Genomic DNA, 13,613 nt, shown 5'->3' with positions numbered 1-13,613 from the left:
CTGGAACCGTTCCGCTGCCCGCCGCAACGACCAGCCCCGATCCACGACGAGGACAGCAAGACGACGACGCCCTTCCGGCGTCAAAGGCGCGTTAGCGTGAGACACGAAGACCTCCGTGGTCAGGATGCGAGTGTGGTAACCCACATCCTGCCCGGAGGTCTTCGCCTACCTCACCCGTTCACAACCTTCCGAGGAAGTACAGCTAGACGGCAGCGGGACCGGGTGCGGGTCGTTTCGCGGCCATCGACGGGCACGTTATTCAGAGTGCCGTGCCAGCGCACGCCGCGCGCGCCGAGCGGAGATTGGCCGCCGCGCGCCGAACAGACCCGGACGATGGGCGAGCGTGCCGTCGAAGTCCCAGAAGACGACCGCCGGCCGCCCGTTCACTCAGCCCTCCGGCTGCGTGAGCTGCAACAGCGAGTCGCGCACCTGGCGACGCATCACCTTGCCGATGAGCGACTTCGGCAGCTCATCGACAATGAAGATGCGGCGCGGCACCTTGTACGGCGTGAGGATGCTGCGGACGAACTCGCGGATCTCCGAGGCATCCCCTTCGCCCGACCCGTCGAGCACCACCGCGGCGACGACCTCTTCACCCGACCGATCGCTCGGCAGCCCCACGACCGCCGCGTCGACCACGTGCGGATGCTGGCGCAGCGCGTTCTCCACCTCGGTCGGCGCCACATTGAAGCCGCCGGTGATGATGAGCTCCTTGATGCGGTCGACGATGCGGACGAAACCGTCGTCGTCGATCTGCACGATGTCACCAGTGCGGAACCACCCATCGGCGAACGCCGCCTCGGTCTCCTCGGGCTTGCCGTAATACCCCTGGAACACCTGCGGCCCCCGCACCACCAGTTCACCGCGCTCGCCCGCAGGCACGTCGCGCGTAGGCTCGTCCGGGTCGACCACGCGGCATTCGGTCCCCGGCAGCGGCAGTCCCACCGTCCCCGGCTTGCGGTTGTCGGCGACCGGGTTCGCCATGAGCACGGGCGAGCACTCCGAGAGGCCGTACCCCTCGACGAGATAGCCGCCCGTCGCCGCCTCGAACGGCACCACCAGCTCGTGCGGCAGCGGCATCGCGCCCGAGATCGCGATCTCGGTGCCCGCGAGCGACACGCCCTCGGCCTGCGCGGCCTTCAGCAGACGGTCCGCGATCGGCGGCACGAGCGGCAGGAATGTCGCCGGATGCTTCTTCGTCACCTCGAGCACCATCGCCGGCTCGAAGCGGGGGAAGAGCACGAGCCGCGCCCCGATCGACATCGCGAACGTGAGACAGAGCGTCAACCCGTACGCGTGGAACATCGGCAGCACGGCGTACACGACGCAGCCGTTGCCGCGCGCGATCGACGGCGTCCAGGCCTGCGCCTGCCGCGCGTTGGCGAGCAGGTTCCGGTGCGTCAGGACGGCGCCCTTGGGCGTCCCGGTCGTGCCGCTCGTGTACTGGATGATGGCGACGTCGTCGGTCTGCGGCTTCGGGTACGACGCCGGCAGCGGCGGCACCTGCAGCAGCTTCTCCCACGCGATCGCGTCGGTCGTGCGCGTCGTCAGATCGGCGCGCGACTGACGCGCCTTCGCGATCGGAAGGTGCAGGGCGAACCGCAGCGACACGGGCATCGCCTTCGTCACATCGACGCTGATGAGGTTCGGCACGGCGAGGTCGGCCGGGAAGTCCTGGACCGTCTGCACGACCTTGCTCCACACGATCGCCGTCTTCGCGCCGTGGTCTTCGAACTGCTTGCGCAGCTCCCGCGGCGTGTAGAGCGGGTTGTGCTCGATGGCGATCGCGCCCAGGCGCAGGATCGCGTAGAACGCGACGATGTGCTGCGGGCAGTTCGGCAGCACGATCGCGACGGTGTCGCCCTTGCTCACCCCGAGTTCCTTCAGCGCCGCCGCGGCGTGCGCGATGGCATCCGACAGCTCGCGGTACGACGTCGTGCGACCGAAGAACTGCAGCGCGGGCGCGTCGGGATAGTCCTTCGCCGACGCCTCGACGATGTCGAGCAGGTTCCCCGTGACGGGGGCGAGGTCGGCGGGCACCCCGTCGGCGTAGCTGCGGATCCAGGGGCGCGGTGGGTCGTACGTGGTCACGTCCGCCAGCCTAACCGCGCGGCCGGTCGCGGTCGGGGAGCCGCACGCGCCGGGGGAGTGGAAGGCGGCCGACTAGAATCGACGGGTGTCTGAAATCACCCCTGATCTCGTGCGCCATCTCGGCGTGCTGGCCCGGATCGCACTGAGCGACGAAGAGTTGGAGCGCCTGACCGGTCAGCTCTCCGCGATCGTCGACAATGTCGCCAAGGTGTCGGAGGTCGCCACCCCCGACGTCCCCGCGACGAGCCACCCGATCCCGCTCGAGAACGTCTTCCGCTCCGACGTCGTCGGTCAGATGCTGACCGTGGAGCAGGTGCTGCAGAACGCGCCGGATGCCACGGAAGACCGTTTCAAGGTCACCGCGATCCTCGGAGAAGAACAGTGAGCGAATCCACCACCGGCGACCTGACCCGTCTGACCGCCGCCGACCTGGCCGCGCGCCTCGCCGCCGGCGAGGTCTCGAGCGTCGAGGCCACCCGGGCGCACCTCGACCGCATCGCCGCCGTCGACGGCGACGTGCACGCCTTCCTGCACGTGAGCGACCACGCGCTCGACGTCGCTGCCGACATCGACCGGCGCCGCGCCGCGGGCGAGCAGCTCGGCGAGCTCGCCGGTGTGCCGCTCGCGATCAAGGACGTGCTCGTCACGACCGACATGCCCTCCACCAGCGGGTCGAAGATCCTCGAAGGCTTCCTCTCGCCCTACGACGCCACCGTCGTCGCGCGCTCGCGCGCCGCGGGGCTCGTGCCCCTCGGCAAGACGAACATGGACGAGTTCGCCATGGGCTCGTCGACCGAGTACTCGGCCTACGGCCCGACCCGCAACCCGTGGGACCTCGACCGCATCCCCGGCGGCTCGGGCGGCGGCTCGGCCGCCGCCGTCGCCGCCTTCGAGGCGCCGATCGCGCTCGGCTCCGACACCGGCGGCTCGATCCGTCAGCCCGCGCACGTCACCGGCACGGTCGGCATGAAGCCGACCTACGGCGGTGTCAGCCGGTACGGCGCCATCGCCCTCGCCTCCTCGCTCGACCAGGTCGGCCCCGTCGCGCGCACCGTGCTCGACGCGGCACTCCTGCACGACGTGATCGGCGGTCACGACCCGCACGACGCCACCTCGCTCGAGGACCGCTGGCCCTCGTTCGCCGCGGCGGCGCGCGAAGGCGCGACCGGAGAGGTGCTCAAGGGCCTCAAGGTCGGCGTCATCCGCGAGCTCCCCGACACCGGCTTCCAGGCCGGCGTGTCGGCGTCGTTCCGCGCCTCGCTCGACGTGCTCGAAGCCCACGGAGCCGAGATCGTCGAGATCAGCGCGCCGCACTTCGAATACGGCGTGGCGGCGTATTACCTGATCCTCCCCGCCGAGGCATCCAGCAACCTCGCCAAGTTCGACTCGGTGCGCTTCGGTCTGCGCGTCGACGTTCCCGGCGGCACCGTCGAAGACGTGATGGCGCGCTCGCGCGAGGTCGGCTTCGGCGACGAGGTGAAGCGCCGCATCATCCTCGGCACCTACGCCCTCTCGGCGGGCTACTACGACGCGTACTACGGCAGCGCGCAGAAGGTGCGCACACTCATCCAGCGCGACCTCGACGCCGCGTTCGCGGAGGTCGACGTGATCGCGACGCCGTCGGCGCCGACCACCGCGTTCCGCCTCGGCGAGAAGGTCGACGACCCGATCCAGATGTACCTCAACGACGTCACGACGATCCCCGTGAACCTCGCCGGCGTGCCGGGCATCTCGATCCCGTCGGGTCTCGCCGATGAAGACGGCCTGCCCGTCGGCATCCAGTTCGTCGCCCCCGCGCGGGAGGATGCCCGCCTGTACCGCGTCGGCGCCGCGCTCGAGACACTGCTCGTCGACTCATGGGGCGGCCCGCTGCTCGACCGCGCGCCCCGGCTGGGAGGGAACCTCTGATGGCGAAGGACGCACTGATGGACTTCGACGAGGCGCTGGAGCGCTACGAGCCCGTGCTCGGCTTCGAGGTGCACGTCGAGCTGAACACCGAGACGAAGATGTTCTCCGCCGCGGCCAATCCCGCCAACGAGCGCAATCACGGCGCCTCGCCCAACACCCTCGTCGCGCCGGTCGACATGGGCCTTCCCGGGTCGCTTCCCGTCGTCAACGAGACGGCCGTGCGCTACTCGATCTCGCTCGGGCTCGCGCTCGGCTGCGAGATCGCGCCGTCGAGCCGGTTCGCGCGCAAGAACTACTTCTACCCCGACCTCGGCAAGAACTACCAGATCAGCCAGTACGACGAGCCGATCGCGTTCGAGGGTCAGGTCGAGGTCGAGCTCGAGGACGGCACCCGGTTCGAGGTGCCCATCGAGCGTGCCCACATGGAGGAGGATGCCGGAAAGCTCACCCACATGGGTGGCGCCACCGGCCGCATCCAGGGCGCCGAGTACTCGCTCGTCGACTACAACCGCGCCGGAGTGCCGCTCGTCGAGATCGTCACGAAGCCGATCTTCGGCGCCGAGCACCGCGCACCCGAGCTCGCCGCCGCGTACGTACGCGCGATCCGCGACATCGTCATCGGCCTCGGCATCTCCGAGGCGCGGATGGAGCGCGGCAACCTCCGCTGCGACGCGAACGTGTCGCTGCGCCCGCGCGCCCTGCCCGGCGAGCCCGCGGCGCCGCTCGGCACCCGCACCGAGACGAAGAACGTCAACTCGATGCGGTCGGTCGAGCGAGCGGTCCGCTACGAGATCCAGCGTCAGGCGGCCATCCTCGCCGCGGGCGGCTCGATCACGCAAGAGACCCGACACTGGCACGAAGACACCGGACGCACCTCGCCCGGCCGTCCGAAGTCGGATGCCGACGACTACCGCTACTTCCCGGAGCCCGACCTGCTGCCCGTCGCGCCGCCCGTCGAGCTCATCGAGAGCCTGCGCGCCGCGCTGCCCGAGCCGCCGGCCGTGCGCCGGCGCCGGCTCAGGGAGAGCTGGGGCTTCGCCGACATCGACTTCCAGGGCGTCGTCAACGCGGGGCTGCTGAACGAGGTCGAGGCGACCGTCGCCGCGGGCGCCGCGCCCGCCGCGGCCCGCAAGTGGTGGATGAGCGAGATCTCGCGCATCGCGAACGCAGAGGGCGTCGACGCGGCATCGCTCGTGTCACCGGCATCCGTCGCCGCGCTTCAGCAGCTCGTCGACGCGGGAACGCTCACCGACAAGCTGGCCCGCCAGGTGCTCGAAGGCGTCATCGCCGGTGAGGGCACCCCGCAGGAGGTCGTCGATGCCCGTGGCCTCGCGGTCGTCTCGGACGACGGGGCGCTCATCGCCGCGATCGACGAGGCCCTCGCCGCGCAGCCGGACGTCCTCGCGAAGATCCGCGACGGCAAGGTGCAGGCCGCAGGCGCGGTCATCGGCGCCGTCATGAAGGCGATGCGCGGGCAGGCGGATGCCGCGCGCGTGCGCGAGCTCGTCCTCGAGCGCGCCGCGCAGTAGCCGCTCGCCCCGCGTCGGCGCCGGCCCCGGTCACCCGGATCGCGCCGGCCGGCCGACCCGGGTGACCCCGGTGTCGGAGGCATCCGCGACAATGGATGCGTGGGACGCGGGGACGGATCGGGGCGGCGGGTGTCGCCCGACGACGCCGACGACACGGGCACGCGCATCCTGCACGTCGACATGGACGCGTTCTACGCATCGGTGGAGGTGCTCGACGACCCCTCGCTGACCGGCAAGGCCGTGATCGTCGGGGGGATGGAGGGCCGTGGCGTCGTCTCGAGCGCGACCTACGAGGCGCGCCGCTTCGGGGTGCGCTCGGCCATGAACGTCGCCCAGGCGCTCCGGCTCTGCCCGCACGCGATCGTCGTGCCGCCGCACTTCGAGCGCTACTCCGCGCTCTCGCGCCAGGTGATGTCGATCTTCCACGACGTCACTCCGCTCGTCGAACCCCTGTCGATCGACGAGGCGTTCCTCGACGTGTCGGGGGCGCGACGCCTCTGGGGTTCGCCGGGGGAGATCGCGCGGATGCTGCGGGCGCGCGTGCGCGCGGAGACGGGTCTCGTCTGCAGCGTCGGCGTCGCCGCCACGAAGCACGTCGCGAAGATCGCCTCGACCCTCTCCAAACCCGACGGACTGCTGATCGTCAGCGAGCCCGAGACGCAGGTCTTCCTCGCGGGGCTTCCCGTCCGGACGTTGTGGGGCGTCGGGCCGAAGGCGGCGGAGGCGCTCGAGGCACGGGGCATCCGTCTCGTCGCCGACATCCTCGCGACTCCCGAGCGGGTCATCGAGCGCGCGCTCGGGCCCGCCGGCGGCGCCCGCATCTGGCAGTTGGCGCACGGCCAGGACCCGCGCGAGGTCGAGACCGAGCGCGTCGAGAAGAGCATCGGTCACGAGGAGACGTTCCTTCACGACATCGCCGACCCGGCGGTGCTGCGCAGTGAACTGCGGCGGCTCGCCGACCGCGTCGCCGCGCGTCTGCGCAGTGGCGGCTGGGAGGCGCGCACGATCGCGCTGAAGCTGCGCTACGCCGACTTCACGACCCTCTCGCGCGCGTCGAGCCTCCCCGAACCCACCGACGTCGGGCAGCGGATCGGCGACGTCGCGATCGGGCTGTTCGACGCGCTCGAGCTCACCCAGCCGGTGCGGCTGATCGGCGTGCGCGCCGAGACGCTGCGCCCGGGTGGTGCCGCGATCGCGGCGCTGTGGGACGACGACGAGGACTGGCGCCGCGTCGACGCGGCGCTCGACGACGCACGCACCCGGTTCGGCGGCGGCGTGGTCACCCGGGCGAGCGTGCTGGGCCCGCGCCGCGACACCGGCGCGCTCCCCACGAACCCGCGCCTGCCACCCGACGCGCCGCCGGCAGGCTAGCGCCGCCGGTGCGCGGCCATCGCACCACCGGCGCGCGTCCAGCCCGGCCCGATCGCGCGGAGGTGCCGTCGCATCCGCGTCGCCGTGCCCGGCCGTCGCGGTCGGGCGGTGCAGGGGCTACGGTGGAGACATGCCCAACCTCGCACTCGAACTCGGCAAGCAGACCGCATCGATCGGCGTCACGAGCGTCTACGGCGAACAGCAGGACGTCGACGGCGTGCGGCTCATCCCCGTCGCACTGACGTGGTCGGGCTTCGGTGCCGGCGAAGAGCCCGGGGGCGGCGGCAGCGGGGGAGGCGGCGGTGGCGTCGCGATCCCCGTCGGCGCCTACATCCGCAAGGGCGACGACCTGCGGTTCGAGCCGAACATCATCTCGCTCGTCGCCGTGGGCATCCCGTTCGTGTGGGTCGCCGGTCGCGCGCTCAGCCGCATCATCCGTGCCCTCAAGAAGCACTGACGGGTTCGACGCCGCGATCGACGAGGCCGCCCGCCGCGTGCGGGAGGCCGCCGACGCGCTCGCGCCCGTCGGTGCCCGCGCGACTTCCGGTGCGCCGACCTTGGTGCTGATCGACGGACAGTCCGGAGCGGGCAAGACCACCCTTGCCGCGCGGCTGCGCGAGCTCTGGGCCGGTCCGGTCGAGGTCGTTGCACTCGACGACGTCTATCCCGGCTGGGATGGCCTGGCTGCCGGCGCCGAGGTGGCGCGCGCGCAGATCCTCGTGCCGTGGAGCGAAGGCCGCGATGCCGCCTGGCGGCGGTGGGACTGGGCGCGGTCGGCGCCCGGCGACGAGCGGCTGACGCGAGCGGATGCCTCGCTGATCATCGAAGGCTCGGGGGTGCTCACCGAGGCATCCGCCGCGTACGCGCCGATCCGGGTGTGGCTGGACTCTCCCGAGGCGGCGCGGCGCGAGCGCGCGCTCACGCGTGATGGGGATGCCTACCGTCCGCACTGGGAGCGCTGGGCGGCGCAGGAGCGGAGCCATCTCGAGCGGGACCATCCGAGGAGCCTCGCCACCCTGATCGTCGACGTGCCCTGATCGTCGACGTGCCCTGATCGTCGACGTGCCCTGATCACCGGTCGCCGGGGCCGAGTGTCGCCCGGCCCGCGGGGTCAGTTCTCGAGTGCCTGCAGCAGACCCTCGAGGCGGAACCCGAGCCAGTCGTAGACGCCGAAGCGGGGGTCATCGGGCCGGTCGCCGTCATCGTCGTCGATGACACCCAGCCGGGTCGCCATCACGAGCCGCACCGAGGTGAGGGTGCGCAGCCACGCCGCCACCGCGAGGTCGTCGAGCTCGACGACGAACGCGGCGTGCGCGTCGGCATCCGTCACCTCGTCGGGCCTCAGCCGCACGCCGTCCCGGCGGAGGGTCTCGAGCACGCGGGCCGCGTCGTCGCGGCGACGGTCGAGGAGGTCGTGCTGCGTGAGCCGGCGGAACTCGCCGGCCGCGGCGTCGTCGTCACGGTACGCGTCGGGGACGAGGCGGGCGACGGCCTCGTCGTCGTCGATCGTGTCGCTGTCGACCGTCTCGGCGATGAGCTCGGCGAACTGGTCGACGAGGTCGGTGAGGTGCGCCGCCTCGAGGATCGACATCTCCATCAGCACCCGGGTCATGCTCCGCCCTCCCGTACCGTGGCCCACAGGCCGTAGTCGTGCATCGCCTGCACGTGCAGCTCCATCTGTTCGCGGGCGCCCTCGGCGACCACCGCGTGACCGACGTGGTGCACGGCGAGCATGAGCTGCTCGGCGCGTTCGCGCGAGTAGCCGAAGTACGTGCGGAAGACGTAGGCGACGTAGCTCATCAAGTTCACCGGGTCGTTCCACACGACGGCCTGCCACGGCCCCGCGGTCGCGGCGCTCTCGTCGAGGCGGATGTCTTCGAGGGGGAGGCTCATGCCCACCCCAGCTCGTGCAGGCGCGCATCGTCGATGCCGTAGAAGTGCGCGATCTCGTGCACGAGCGTCGTGTGCACCTCGTCGCGCAGGTCGTCGACGCTCTCGCAGACCTCCAGGTGCGGCTCGCGGTAGACGATGATGCGATCCGGCAGTTCGCCGACGCCGTAGCGGTCGCGCTCGGTGAGGGCGAGCCCGTCGTAGAGGCCCAGCAGGTCGAGCGAACCGTCCTCGGGGCGGTCCTCGACGACGAACACGACGTTGTCGAGGCCCTCGATCATCGCGTCCGGCAGGCGGTCGAGCTCATCGGTGACGAGCGCGTCGAACGCGTCGGCATCCATCTCGATCATGCGAACCTCCCGGCGGAAGAATCCGCGGGTTCCGTGGGGTGGCTAACGGGACTTGAACCCGCGACCCCCGCGACCACAACGCGGTGCTCTACCAACTGAGCTATAGCCACCATGTGCCTGTTTCCAGGCAACCAGACGATTGTATTACACCTCGGAGGCGTACGATGACACCGCCTCGGCGGCGGCCTCGCGCGCTTCGTCGCTGGTGGGCCCCGGCTCGGGCACGAAGACCGCCTGACGGTAGTACGCGAGCTCGCGGATCGACTCGCGGATGTCGGCGAGTGCCCGGTGCCCGCCGTCTTTCGCGGGGGCGTTGAAGTAGGCACGCGGGTACCAGCGACGCGACAGTTCTTTCACGCTCGACACGTCGACGTTGCGGTAGTGCAGCCATCGGTCGATGCGCGGCATGTACTTCGCGAGGAACATCCGATCGGTGCCGATCGTGTTGCCGGCGAGCGGCGCCTTGCCCTCGGGAACGAAGCGCTGGATGTACTCGAGTGCCTCGAACTCGGCCTCGGCGACGCTCACCCCGTTCGGGATCTCCTCGAGCAGCCCCGACGTCTCGTGCATCTTCGTGACGAATTCGCCCATGTGCGCGAGCGCCGAGTCGTCGGGCCGGATCACGATCTCGAAGCCCGGGTCGAGCACGTTCAGGTCGAAATCGGTCACGACGATCGCGATCTCGACGAGCTCGTCGACCTCGAGATCGAGGCCCGTCATCTCGCAGTCGATCCAGACGAGACGGTCATTCTCAGCGGCACTCACCATGGGAATCATCCTAATGAGGGGTCCCGACGCGGCGGGCGGGGCGCACTACGCTGGAGGGGCGCCTCCGTAGCTCAGTGGAAGAGCGACGGCCTTCTAATCCGTTGGTCGCAGGTTCGAATCCTGCCGGGGGCACCGATCCTGACTCGTTCGTTGCGGGCGCGGCCCGTCGCAGGTCTGGCGCCGGGGACGGGTGCGGCGTAGCGTCGGCGGTGACGAGAGGAGTCACCATGAGCACCGTATCGTCCGCCCTCTGGGTCGCCTACGGGCCGGAGGGCAACGTCGTCGGCACGATCCGACGCGATGACGAGGGCTACACCGCGACCGTCGCCGGAGCCGATGCGAGCGTCGGCACCTACCCGACGATGGAGGTCGCCAAGAGCGCGCTGCACGGGCACCTGCCGCCGGGTTCGGATTGGCCGCGCTTCACGCAGCACTGACCGTCCTGCGGGCGTCGCGCCGGCGCCGCAGGTCGAACAGCGGAAGTGTGCGGTGCACGAGCGGACCGATCCCGAGCGCGAAGAGGATCGTGCCGAGGCCGACGGAGCCGCCGAGCAGCCAGCCGGCGAGCAGAACGGATGCCTCGACGACGAGCCGCGCCGCCCAGATCGGCCAGCCGAAGCGTGCGCGCAGCCCCGTCATGAGGCCGTCACGCGGGCCGGGACCGAAGTCGGCGCCGATGTACAGGCCCGAGGCGACGGCGACGAGCATCATGCCGAGGAGGAACACGAGCACCTGCAGCGCGAACCCGTCGATCGCGGGAAAGACGGCGAGCGTCGCCTGCATGCTCGTGCCGACGAGCAGGATGTTCGCGAGGGTGCCGACGCCCGGCTTCTGACGCAGGGGGATCCACAGCAGCAGAACGAGGAAGCCGACGATGTTCGTGACCCACCCGATCCCGATGCCGGTCTGCAGTGACACCCCTTGCGCGAACACCGTCCACGGATCGAGGCCGATGCCGGCGCGCACCATGATCGCGCACCCGGCCCCGTAGAGGGCGAGTCCGACGAGGAGGTGCACGACCCGTTGCGGCATGGAGACATTCCACCGCAGAATTGGACTTCGCGCACCAGTCCAATCGGACTATCGTGGCCGCATGGATTCCCGGATCACCGCTCGCTCCCTCGCGACCGCACTCGGCGGCTGGCGCGCGCGCGACCCCGCGTACGAGGCGCTCGCCGACGGCATCCGCCTCCTCTGTCTCGACAACCGCATCGCGGCGCGCACGGCGCTTCCGGCCGAGCGCGAGCTCGCCGCCGCCCTCGGGCTCAGCAGGACGACCGTCGCGACGGCCTACCGCAGCCTCCGCGACAGCGGGCACATCGAGAGCCTCCGCGGGTCGGGGAGCGTCACCCTGCCGCAGCCCGGTCGGGAACCGGGGAAGGTCGCCACGGGGGAGGGGGACATCGACCTGCAGCAGGCGAGCCCCGCCGCCTGGCCGGGACTCGTCGGCGTCATGAGCGAGGTCGCTGCGGATGCGGCGACGCTCGTCGCCCGCGCGGGGTACGAGACGCGGGGCGCGCTCGCGCTGCGCGCCGCGATCGCCGACCGCTACACGGCGGCCGGCGTGCCGACGACCCCCGACGAGGTGACGATCACCACGGGGGCGCAATCGGCGATCCACCTGCTGGCGCAGACGCTCCTGCGCCGCGGCGACCGTGCTCTCATCGAGACACCGACCTACCCACACGCCGCCGAGGCGCTGCGCTCTGCGGGGGCGCGGCTCGTGGGTGTGCCGGTGACGACGGATGCCGGGTGGGACCTCGACCGCGCGGCGCAGGCGTACGCGCGCGCCATGCCGCGCATGGCGTATCTCATGCCGAGGTTTCAGAATCCCACCGGCCGCTCGATGACGCTGAGCGAGGAGGCGGTCTTCGCCGACGCCGCACAGCGCGCCGGGACCATCCTCGTCATCGACGAGACGACCGCCGAGCTCGCGATCGACGATGCGCGCGCGAGCGCCACCGGACCGTTCGCCTCGACCGCCGTGGTGCGCGTCGGCTCGCTCGGCAAGACCGTCTGGGGCGGGCTGCGGATCGGGTGGATCCGCGCCGACGCCTCGCTCATCGACCGCCTGGTCGCCGCCCGGCCCTCGCGCGACCTCGGAACGCCCGAGTTCGAGCAGGCCGTCGCCGCGCGAGTGCTCGAGCGGATGCCCGACGTGCTCGCCCAGCGCGCCGCCCTGCTGCGCGACGGGCGCGACGCGCTCGCGGACGCGCTCGCCGAGCGTCTGCCCGACTGGCGCGTTCCGCGCGTGGACGGGGGAGTCGCCATGTGGGTCGAGCTCGACGCGCCGCTCAGCTCGGGACTGGTGCTCGCGGCACGGACGCGCGGGGTGTTCCTCTCGGCGGGTTCGCGGTTCGCCGTCGACGGCGCGCACGATCGGCACCTGCGCATCCCGTTCACCGCCTCCGCGGCCGACCTGCGCCGCGCAGTCACGGTGCTCGCGCAGATCTGGCCAGAGGTGCGCGCTGCGGCCCCCGTGACGAGTGTCGAACCGATGGGCGCGCTCGTCTGACACCCGGCCGCGCGGGTACGTGGGTGCGCGGCTGGCGCGGGTGCGGGTGCGGGGACCGGCGCTGGCGCGTGAGGACGGAGCACGTTCGGCTCGAACGGGCGTCAGCGAGGCGACCGGTGCCGGCCTCAGCGCAGGTACCTCAGGCAGTCGATCGCCTCGTCGGCGCTCCAGAACGCGCCGAGGTGGCGCAGTCGCGCCGACGCCAGGTCGAAGCGTTCAGCGTGGAACCGGATGCCCGTGCTCTGCGCCTCGGCGCGCAGGTGCCCGATCACCCGGCCCGTGCGGTCGAGCACGCGCCATCTTTTGTCGGATACCGCGCGCAGTGTCACGCCGCGCACCCCGACGGCGGGACCGTTCTGTGTCGTGAGAATCATCTGCTGCCTCCTGTATCGAACATAGATACGACCTCCGACATCGCGTTGTCATCGCCTCCTCCCCAATCGCGCAATCTCGCGATCCATCCACATTTCGACGTTCCGGACTCCGCACGCACCCGCGCCGCCGCCAAGCTGAGCGTGCTCCGGCACCCGGATGGGCACGCGGGTGCCGGAGCAGGAGCCGCGGAACGGCCGCGGCCCGGCTCACGAAAGGACGCCCGCCATGTCAGATCTCATCGCCGTCACCGGCAACCTCACCTCATCGCCGCTGCGCCACGCCGTCTCGGGCGGGGTCACCATGGTCACGTTCGGGCTCGCCAGCACCGAGCGTCGCTTCGACAACGGCACGTGGACCGACGTGCACACGAACTTCTACAGCGTCTCGGTCTTCCGCAAGCTCGCCGAGCACGCGTACGCGTCGCTCGAGAAGGGGCAGCGCGTCATCCTGTCGGGCAAGCTCAAGGTGCGCAGCTGGGAGGCGAACGGCAAGTCGGGCACGAGCGTCGACCTCGAAGCGACGAGCATCGGTCCCGACCTGATGTTCGGCGTCGCGACGTTCGTCAAGGACGGACGCGGGGCGCAGTCCGAAGCCCCCGTGGCCGACGATCGGGCGAGCAGCGCGCCCGACGACTGGGCGACGCGTGTGCCCGGCGAGGGCGCGCCCGACGCCGTCGGCGACCACGCCGCCGCGCAGGTCGAGAACCCCCGAGCGCAGAGCGACCACGGCAGCGAAGGCGCCCGGTCGCCCGAGCTCGTCGGCGCGGGCGGGGGCGCGTGGGCGACACCCGGTGCGGAGGAGGAGACCCCGTTCTGA

16 protein-coding genes, 2 tRNA genes and 1 pseudogene are annotated in these 13,613 nt (G+C 71.3%); 10 read left to right on the top strand and 9 right to left on the bottom strand.

The window, feature by feature from the left end; genetic code table 11:
• Positions 1 to 105, bottom strand: a pseudogene (locus tag LOK55_RS14300) (IS481 family transposase); the annotation flags it as partial.
• Positions 106 to 387: 282 nt separating this feature from the next.
• Complete coding sequence (locus LOK55_RS11750) at positions 388 to 2,091, bottom strand: long-chain-fatty-acid--CoA ligase (RefSeq protein ID WP_229935504.1); 1,704 nt, start codon at positions 2,089 to 2,091, stop codon at positions 388 to 390.
• 85 nt (positions 2,092 to 2,176) lie between these two features.
• Between LOK55_RS11750 and gatC the strand changes: the two genes are divergently transcribed.
• The 6 genes from gatC to LOK55_RS11720 all read left to right on the top strand — a co-directional run bounded on the left by gatC (position 2,177) and on the right by LOK55_RS11720 (position 7,936).
• On the top strand, positions 2,177 to 2,476 hold the full coding sequence (gene gatC / locus LOK55_RS11745) for an Asp-tRNA(Asn)/Glu-tRNA(Gln) amidotransferase subunit GatC (protein WP_229935503.1): 300 nt from the start codon (positions 2,177 to 2,179) through the stop codon (positions 2,474 to 2,476).
• Positions 2,473 to 3,999, top strand: a complete 1,527-nt coding sequence (gene gatA, locus LOK55_RS11740; RefSeq protein ID WP_229935502.1) for an Asp-tRNA(Asn)/Glu-tRNA(Gln) amidotransferase subunit GatA — start codon at positions 2,473 to 2,475, stop codon at positions 3,997 to 3,999. The genes gatC and gatA overlap by 4 nt, the downstream gene beginning before the upstream one ends.
• The gene (gene gatB / locus LOK55_RS11735; RefSeq protein WP_229935501.1) at positions 3,999 to 5,528 is read left to right on the top strand and encodes an Asp-tRNA(Asn)/Glu-tRNA(Gln) amidotransferase subunit GatB; all 1,530 of its coding nucleotides are present in this window, start codon (positions 3,999 to 4,001) and stop codon (positions 5,526 to 5,528) included. The genes gatA and gatB overlap by 1 nt, the downstream gene beginning before the upstream one ends.
• Before the next feature lie 99 nt (positions 5,529 to 5,627).
• Positions 5,628 to 6,899 (top strand): DNA polymerase IV, encoded by a 1,272-nt coding sequence (locus LOK55_RS11730; RefSeq protein WP_229935500.1) that lies wholly within the window; start codon positions 5,628 to 5,630, stop codon positions 6,897 to 6,899.
• A gap of 130 nt (positions 6,900 to 7,029) precedes the next feature.
• Positions 7,030 to 7,356, top strand: coding sequence for a hypothetical protein (locus LOK55_RS11725; RefSeq protein WP_141380031.1), 327 nt, complete (start codon positions 7,030 to 7,032; stop codon positions 7,354 to 7,356).
• Positions 7,337 to 7,936 (top strand): hypothetical protein, encoded by a 600-nt coding sequence (locus LOK55_RS11720; RefSeq protein ID WP_229935499.1) that lies wholly within the window; start codon positions 7,337 to 7,339, stop codon positions 7,934 to 7,936. The genes LOK55_RS11725 and LOK55_RS11720 overlap by 20 nt, the downstream gene beginning before the upstream one ends.
• Positions 7,937 to 8,010: 74 nt before the next feature.
• On the opposite strand, the gene LOK55_RS11715 is transcribed toward LOK55_RS11720, so the two are convergent.
• The 5 genes from LOK55_RS11715 to orn form a co-directional block, all read right to left on the bottom strand.
• Positions 8,011 to 8,511 (bottom strand): DUF2017 family protein, encoded by a 501-nt coding sequence (locus LOK55_RS11715; protein ID WP_229935498.1) that lies wholly within the window; start codon positions 8,509 to 8,511, stop codon positions 8,011 to 8,013.
• Positions 8,508 to 8,792: an ATP-dependent Clp protease adapter ClpS gene (gene clpS, locus LOK55_RS11710; RefSeq protein ID WP_141380027.1), complete on the bottom strand. Its 285-nt coding sequence runs from the start codon at positions 8,790 to 8,792 to the stop codon at positions 8,508 to 8,510. Before clpS ends, LOK55_RS11715 begins: the two co-directional genes overlap by 4 nt.
• Positions 8,789 to 9,139 (bottom strand): metallopeptidase family protein, encoded by a 351-nt coding sequence (locus LOK55_RS11705; RefSeq protein WP_229935497.1) that lies wholly within the window; start codon positions 9,137 to 9,139, stop codon positions 8,789 to 8,791. Before LOK55_RS11705 ends, clpS begins: the two co-directional genes overlap by 4 nt.
• A gap of 34 nt (positions 9,140 to 9,173) precedes the next feature.
• Positions 9,174 to 9,249: transfer RNA gene (locus LOK55_RS11700), tRNA-His, on the bottom strand.
• Between the two features lie 34 nt (positions 9,250 to 9,283).
• A complete protein-coding gene (gene orn / locus LOK55_RS11695; protein ID WP_141380024.1) occupies positions 9,284 to 9,907 on the bottom strand; it encodes an oligoribonuclease in 624 nt (207 codons plus the stop codon).
• Between the two features lie 60 nt (positions 9,908 to 9,967).
• Between orn and LOK55_RS11690 the strand changes: the two genes are divergently transcribed.
• Together LOK55_RS11690 and LOK55_RS11685 are read left to right on the top strand one after the other, a co-directional pair.
• Positions 9,968 to 10,039, top strand: a tRNA-Arg gene (locus LOK55_RS11690).
• A gap of 95 nt (positions 10,040 to 10,134) precedes the next feature.
• Positions 10,135 to 10,344 (top strand): methyltransferase, encoded by a 210-nt coding sequence (locus tag LOK55_RS11685; RefSeq protein ID WP_229935496.1) that lies wholly within the window; start codon positions 10,135 to 10,137, stop codon positions 10,342 to 10,344.
• On the opposite strand, the gene LOK55_RS11680 is transcribed toward LOK55_RS11685, so the two are convergent.
• Complete coding sequence (locus LOK55_RS11680) at positions 10,331 to 10,939, bottom strand: YitT family protein (protein WP_196324786.1); 609 nt, start codon at positions 10,937 to 10,939, stop codon at positions 10,331 to 10,333. The two genes, LOK55_RS11685 and LOK55_RS11680, sit on opposite strands and share 14 nt — an antisense overlap.
• Positions 10,940 to 11,000: 61 nt before the next feature.
• On the opposite strand from LOK55_RS11680, the gene LOK55_RS11675 reads away from it, so the two are divergent.
• Entirely contained in the window at positions 11,001 to 12,422 is a 1,422-nt protein-coding gene (locus tag LOK55_RS11675; RefSeq protein ID WP_229935495.1) for a PLP-dependent aminotransferase family protein, read from the top strand.
• 125 nt (positions 12,423 to 12,547) lie between these two features.
• Here the strand turns inward: LOK55_RS11675 and LOK55_RS11670 are convergent, their stop codons facing one another.
• Positions 12,548 to 12,796 carry a DNA mismatch repair protein gene (locus LOK55_RS11670; RefSeq protein WP_141380019.1) on the bottom strand — a complete coding sequence of 83 codons (249 nt, stop codon included), beginning with the start codon at positions 12,794 to 12,796 and terminating at the stop codon, positions 12,548 to 12,550.
• A 226-nt stretch (positions 12,797 to 13,022) separates the two neighbouring features.
• Here LOK55_RS11670 and LOK55_RS11665 point away from each other — a divergent pair, with 226 nt between their 5' ends.
• Complete coding sequence (locus tag LOK55_RS11665) at positions 13,023 to 13,613, top strand: single-stranded DNA-binding protein (protein WP_229935494.1); 591 nt, start codon at positions 13,023 to 13,025, stop codon at positions 13,611 to 13,613.

This window comes from Microbacterium sp. F2E, assembly GCF_020905435.1.
In the GTDB taxonomy this organism is placed as follows: domain Bacteria; phylum Actinomycetota; class Actinomycetes; order Actinomycetales; family Microbacteriaceae; genus Microbacterium; species Microbacterium lacticum.
This window is presented reverse-complemented; position numbering and strand designations above follow the sequence as displayed.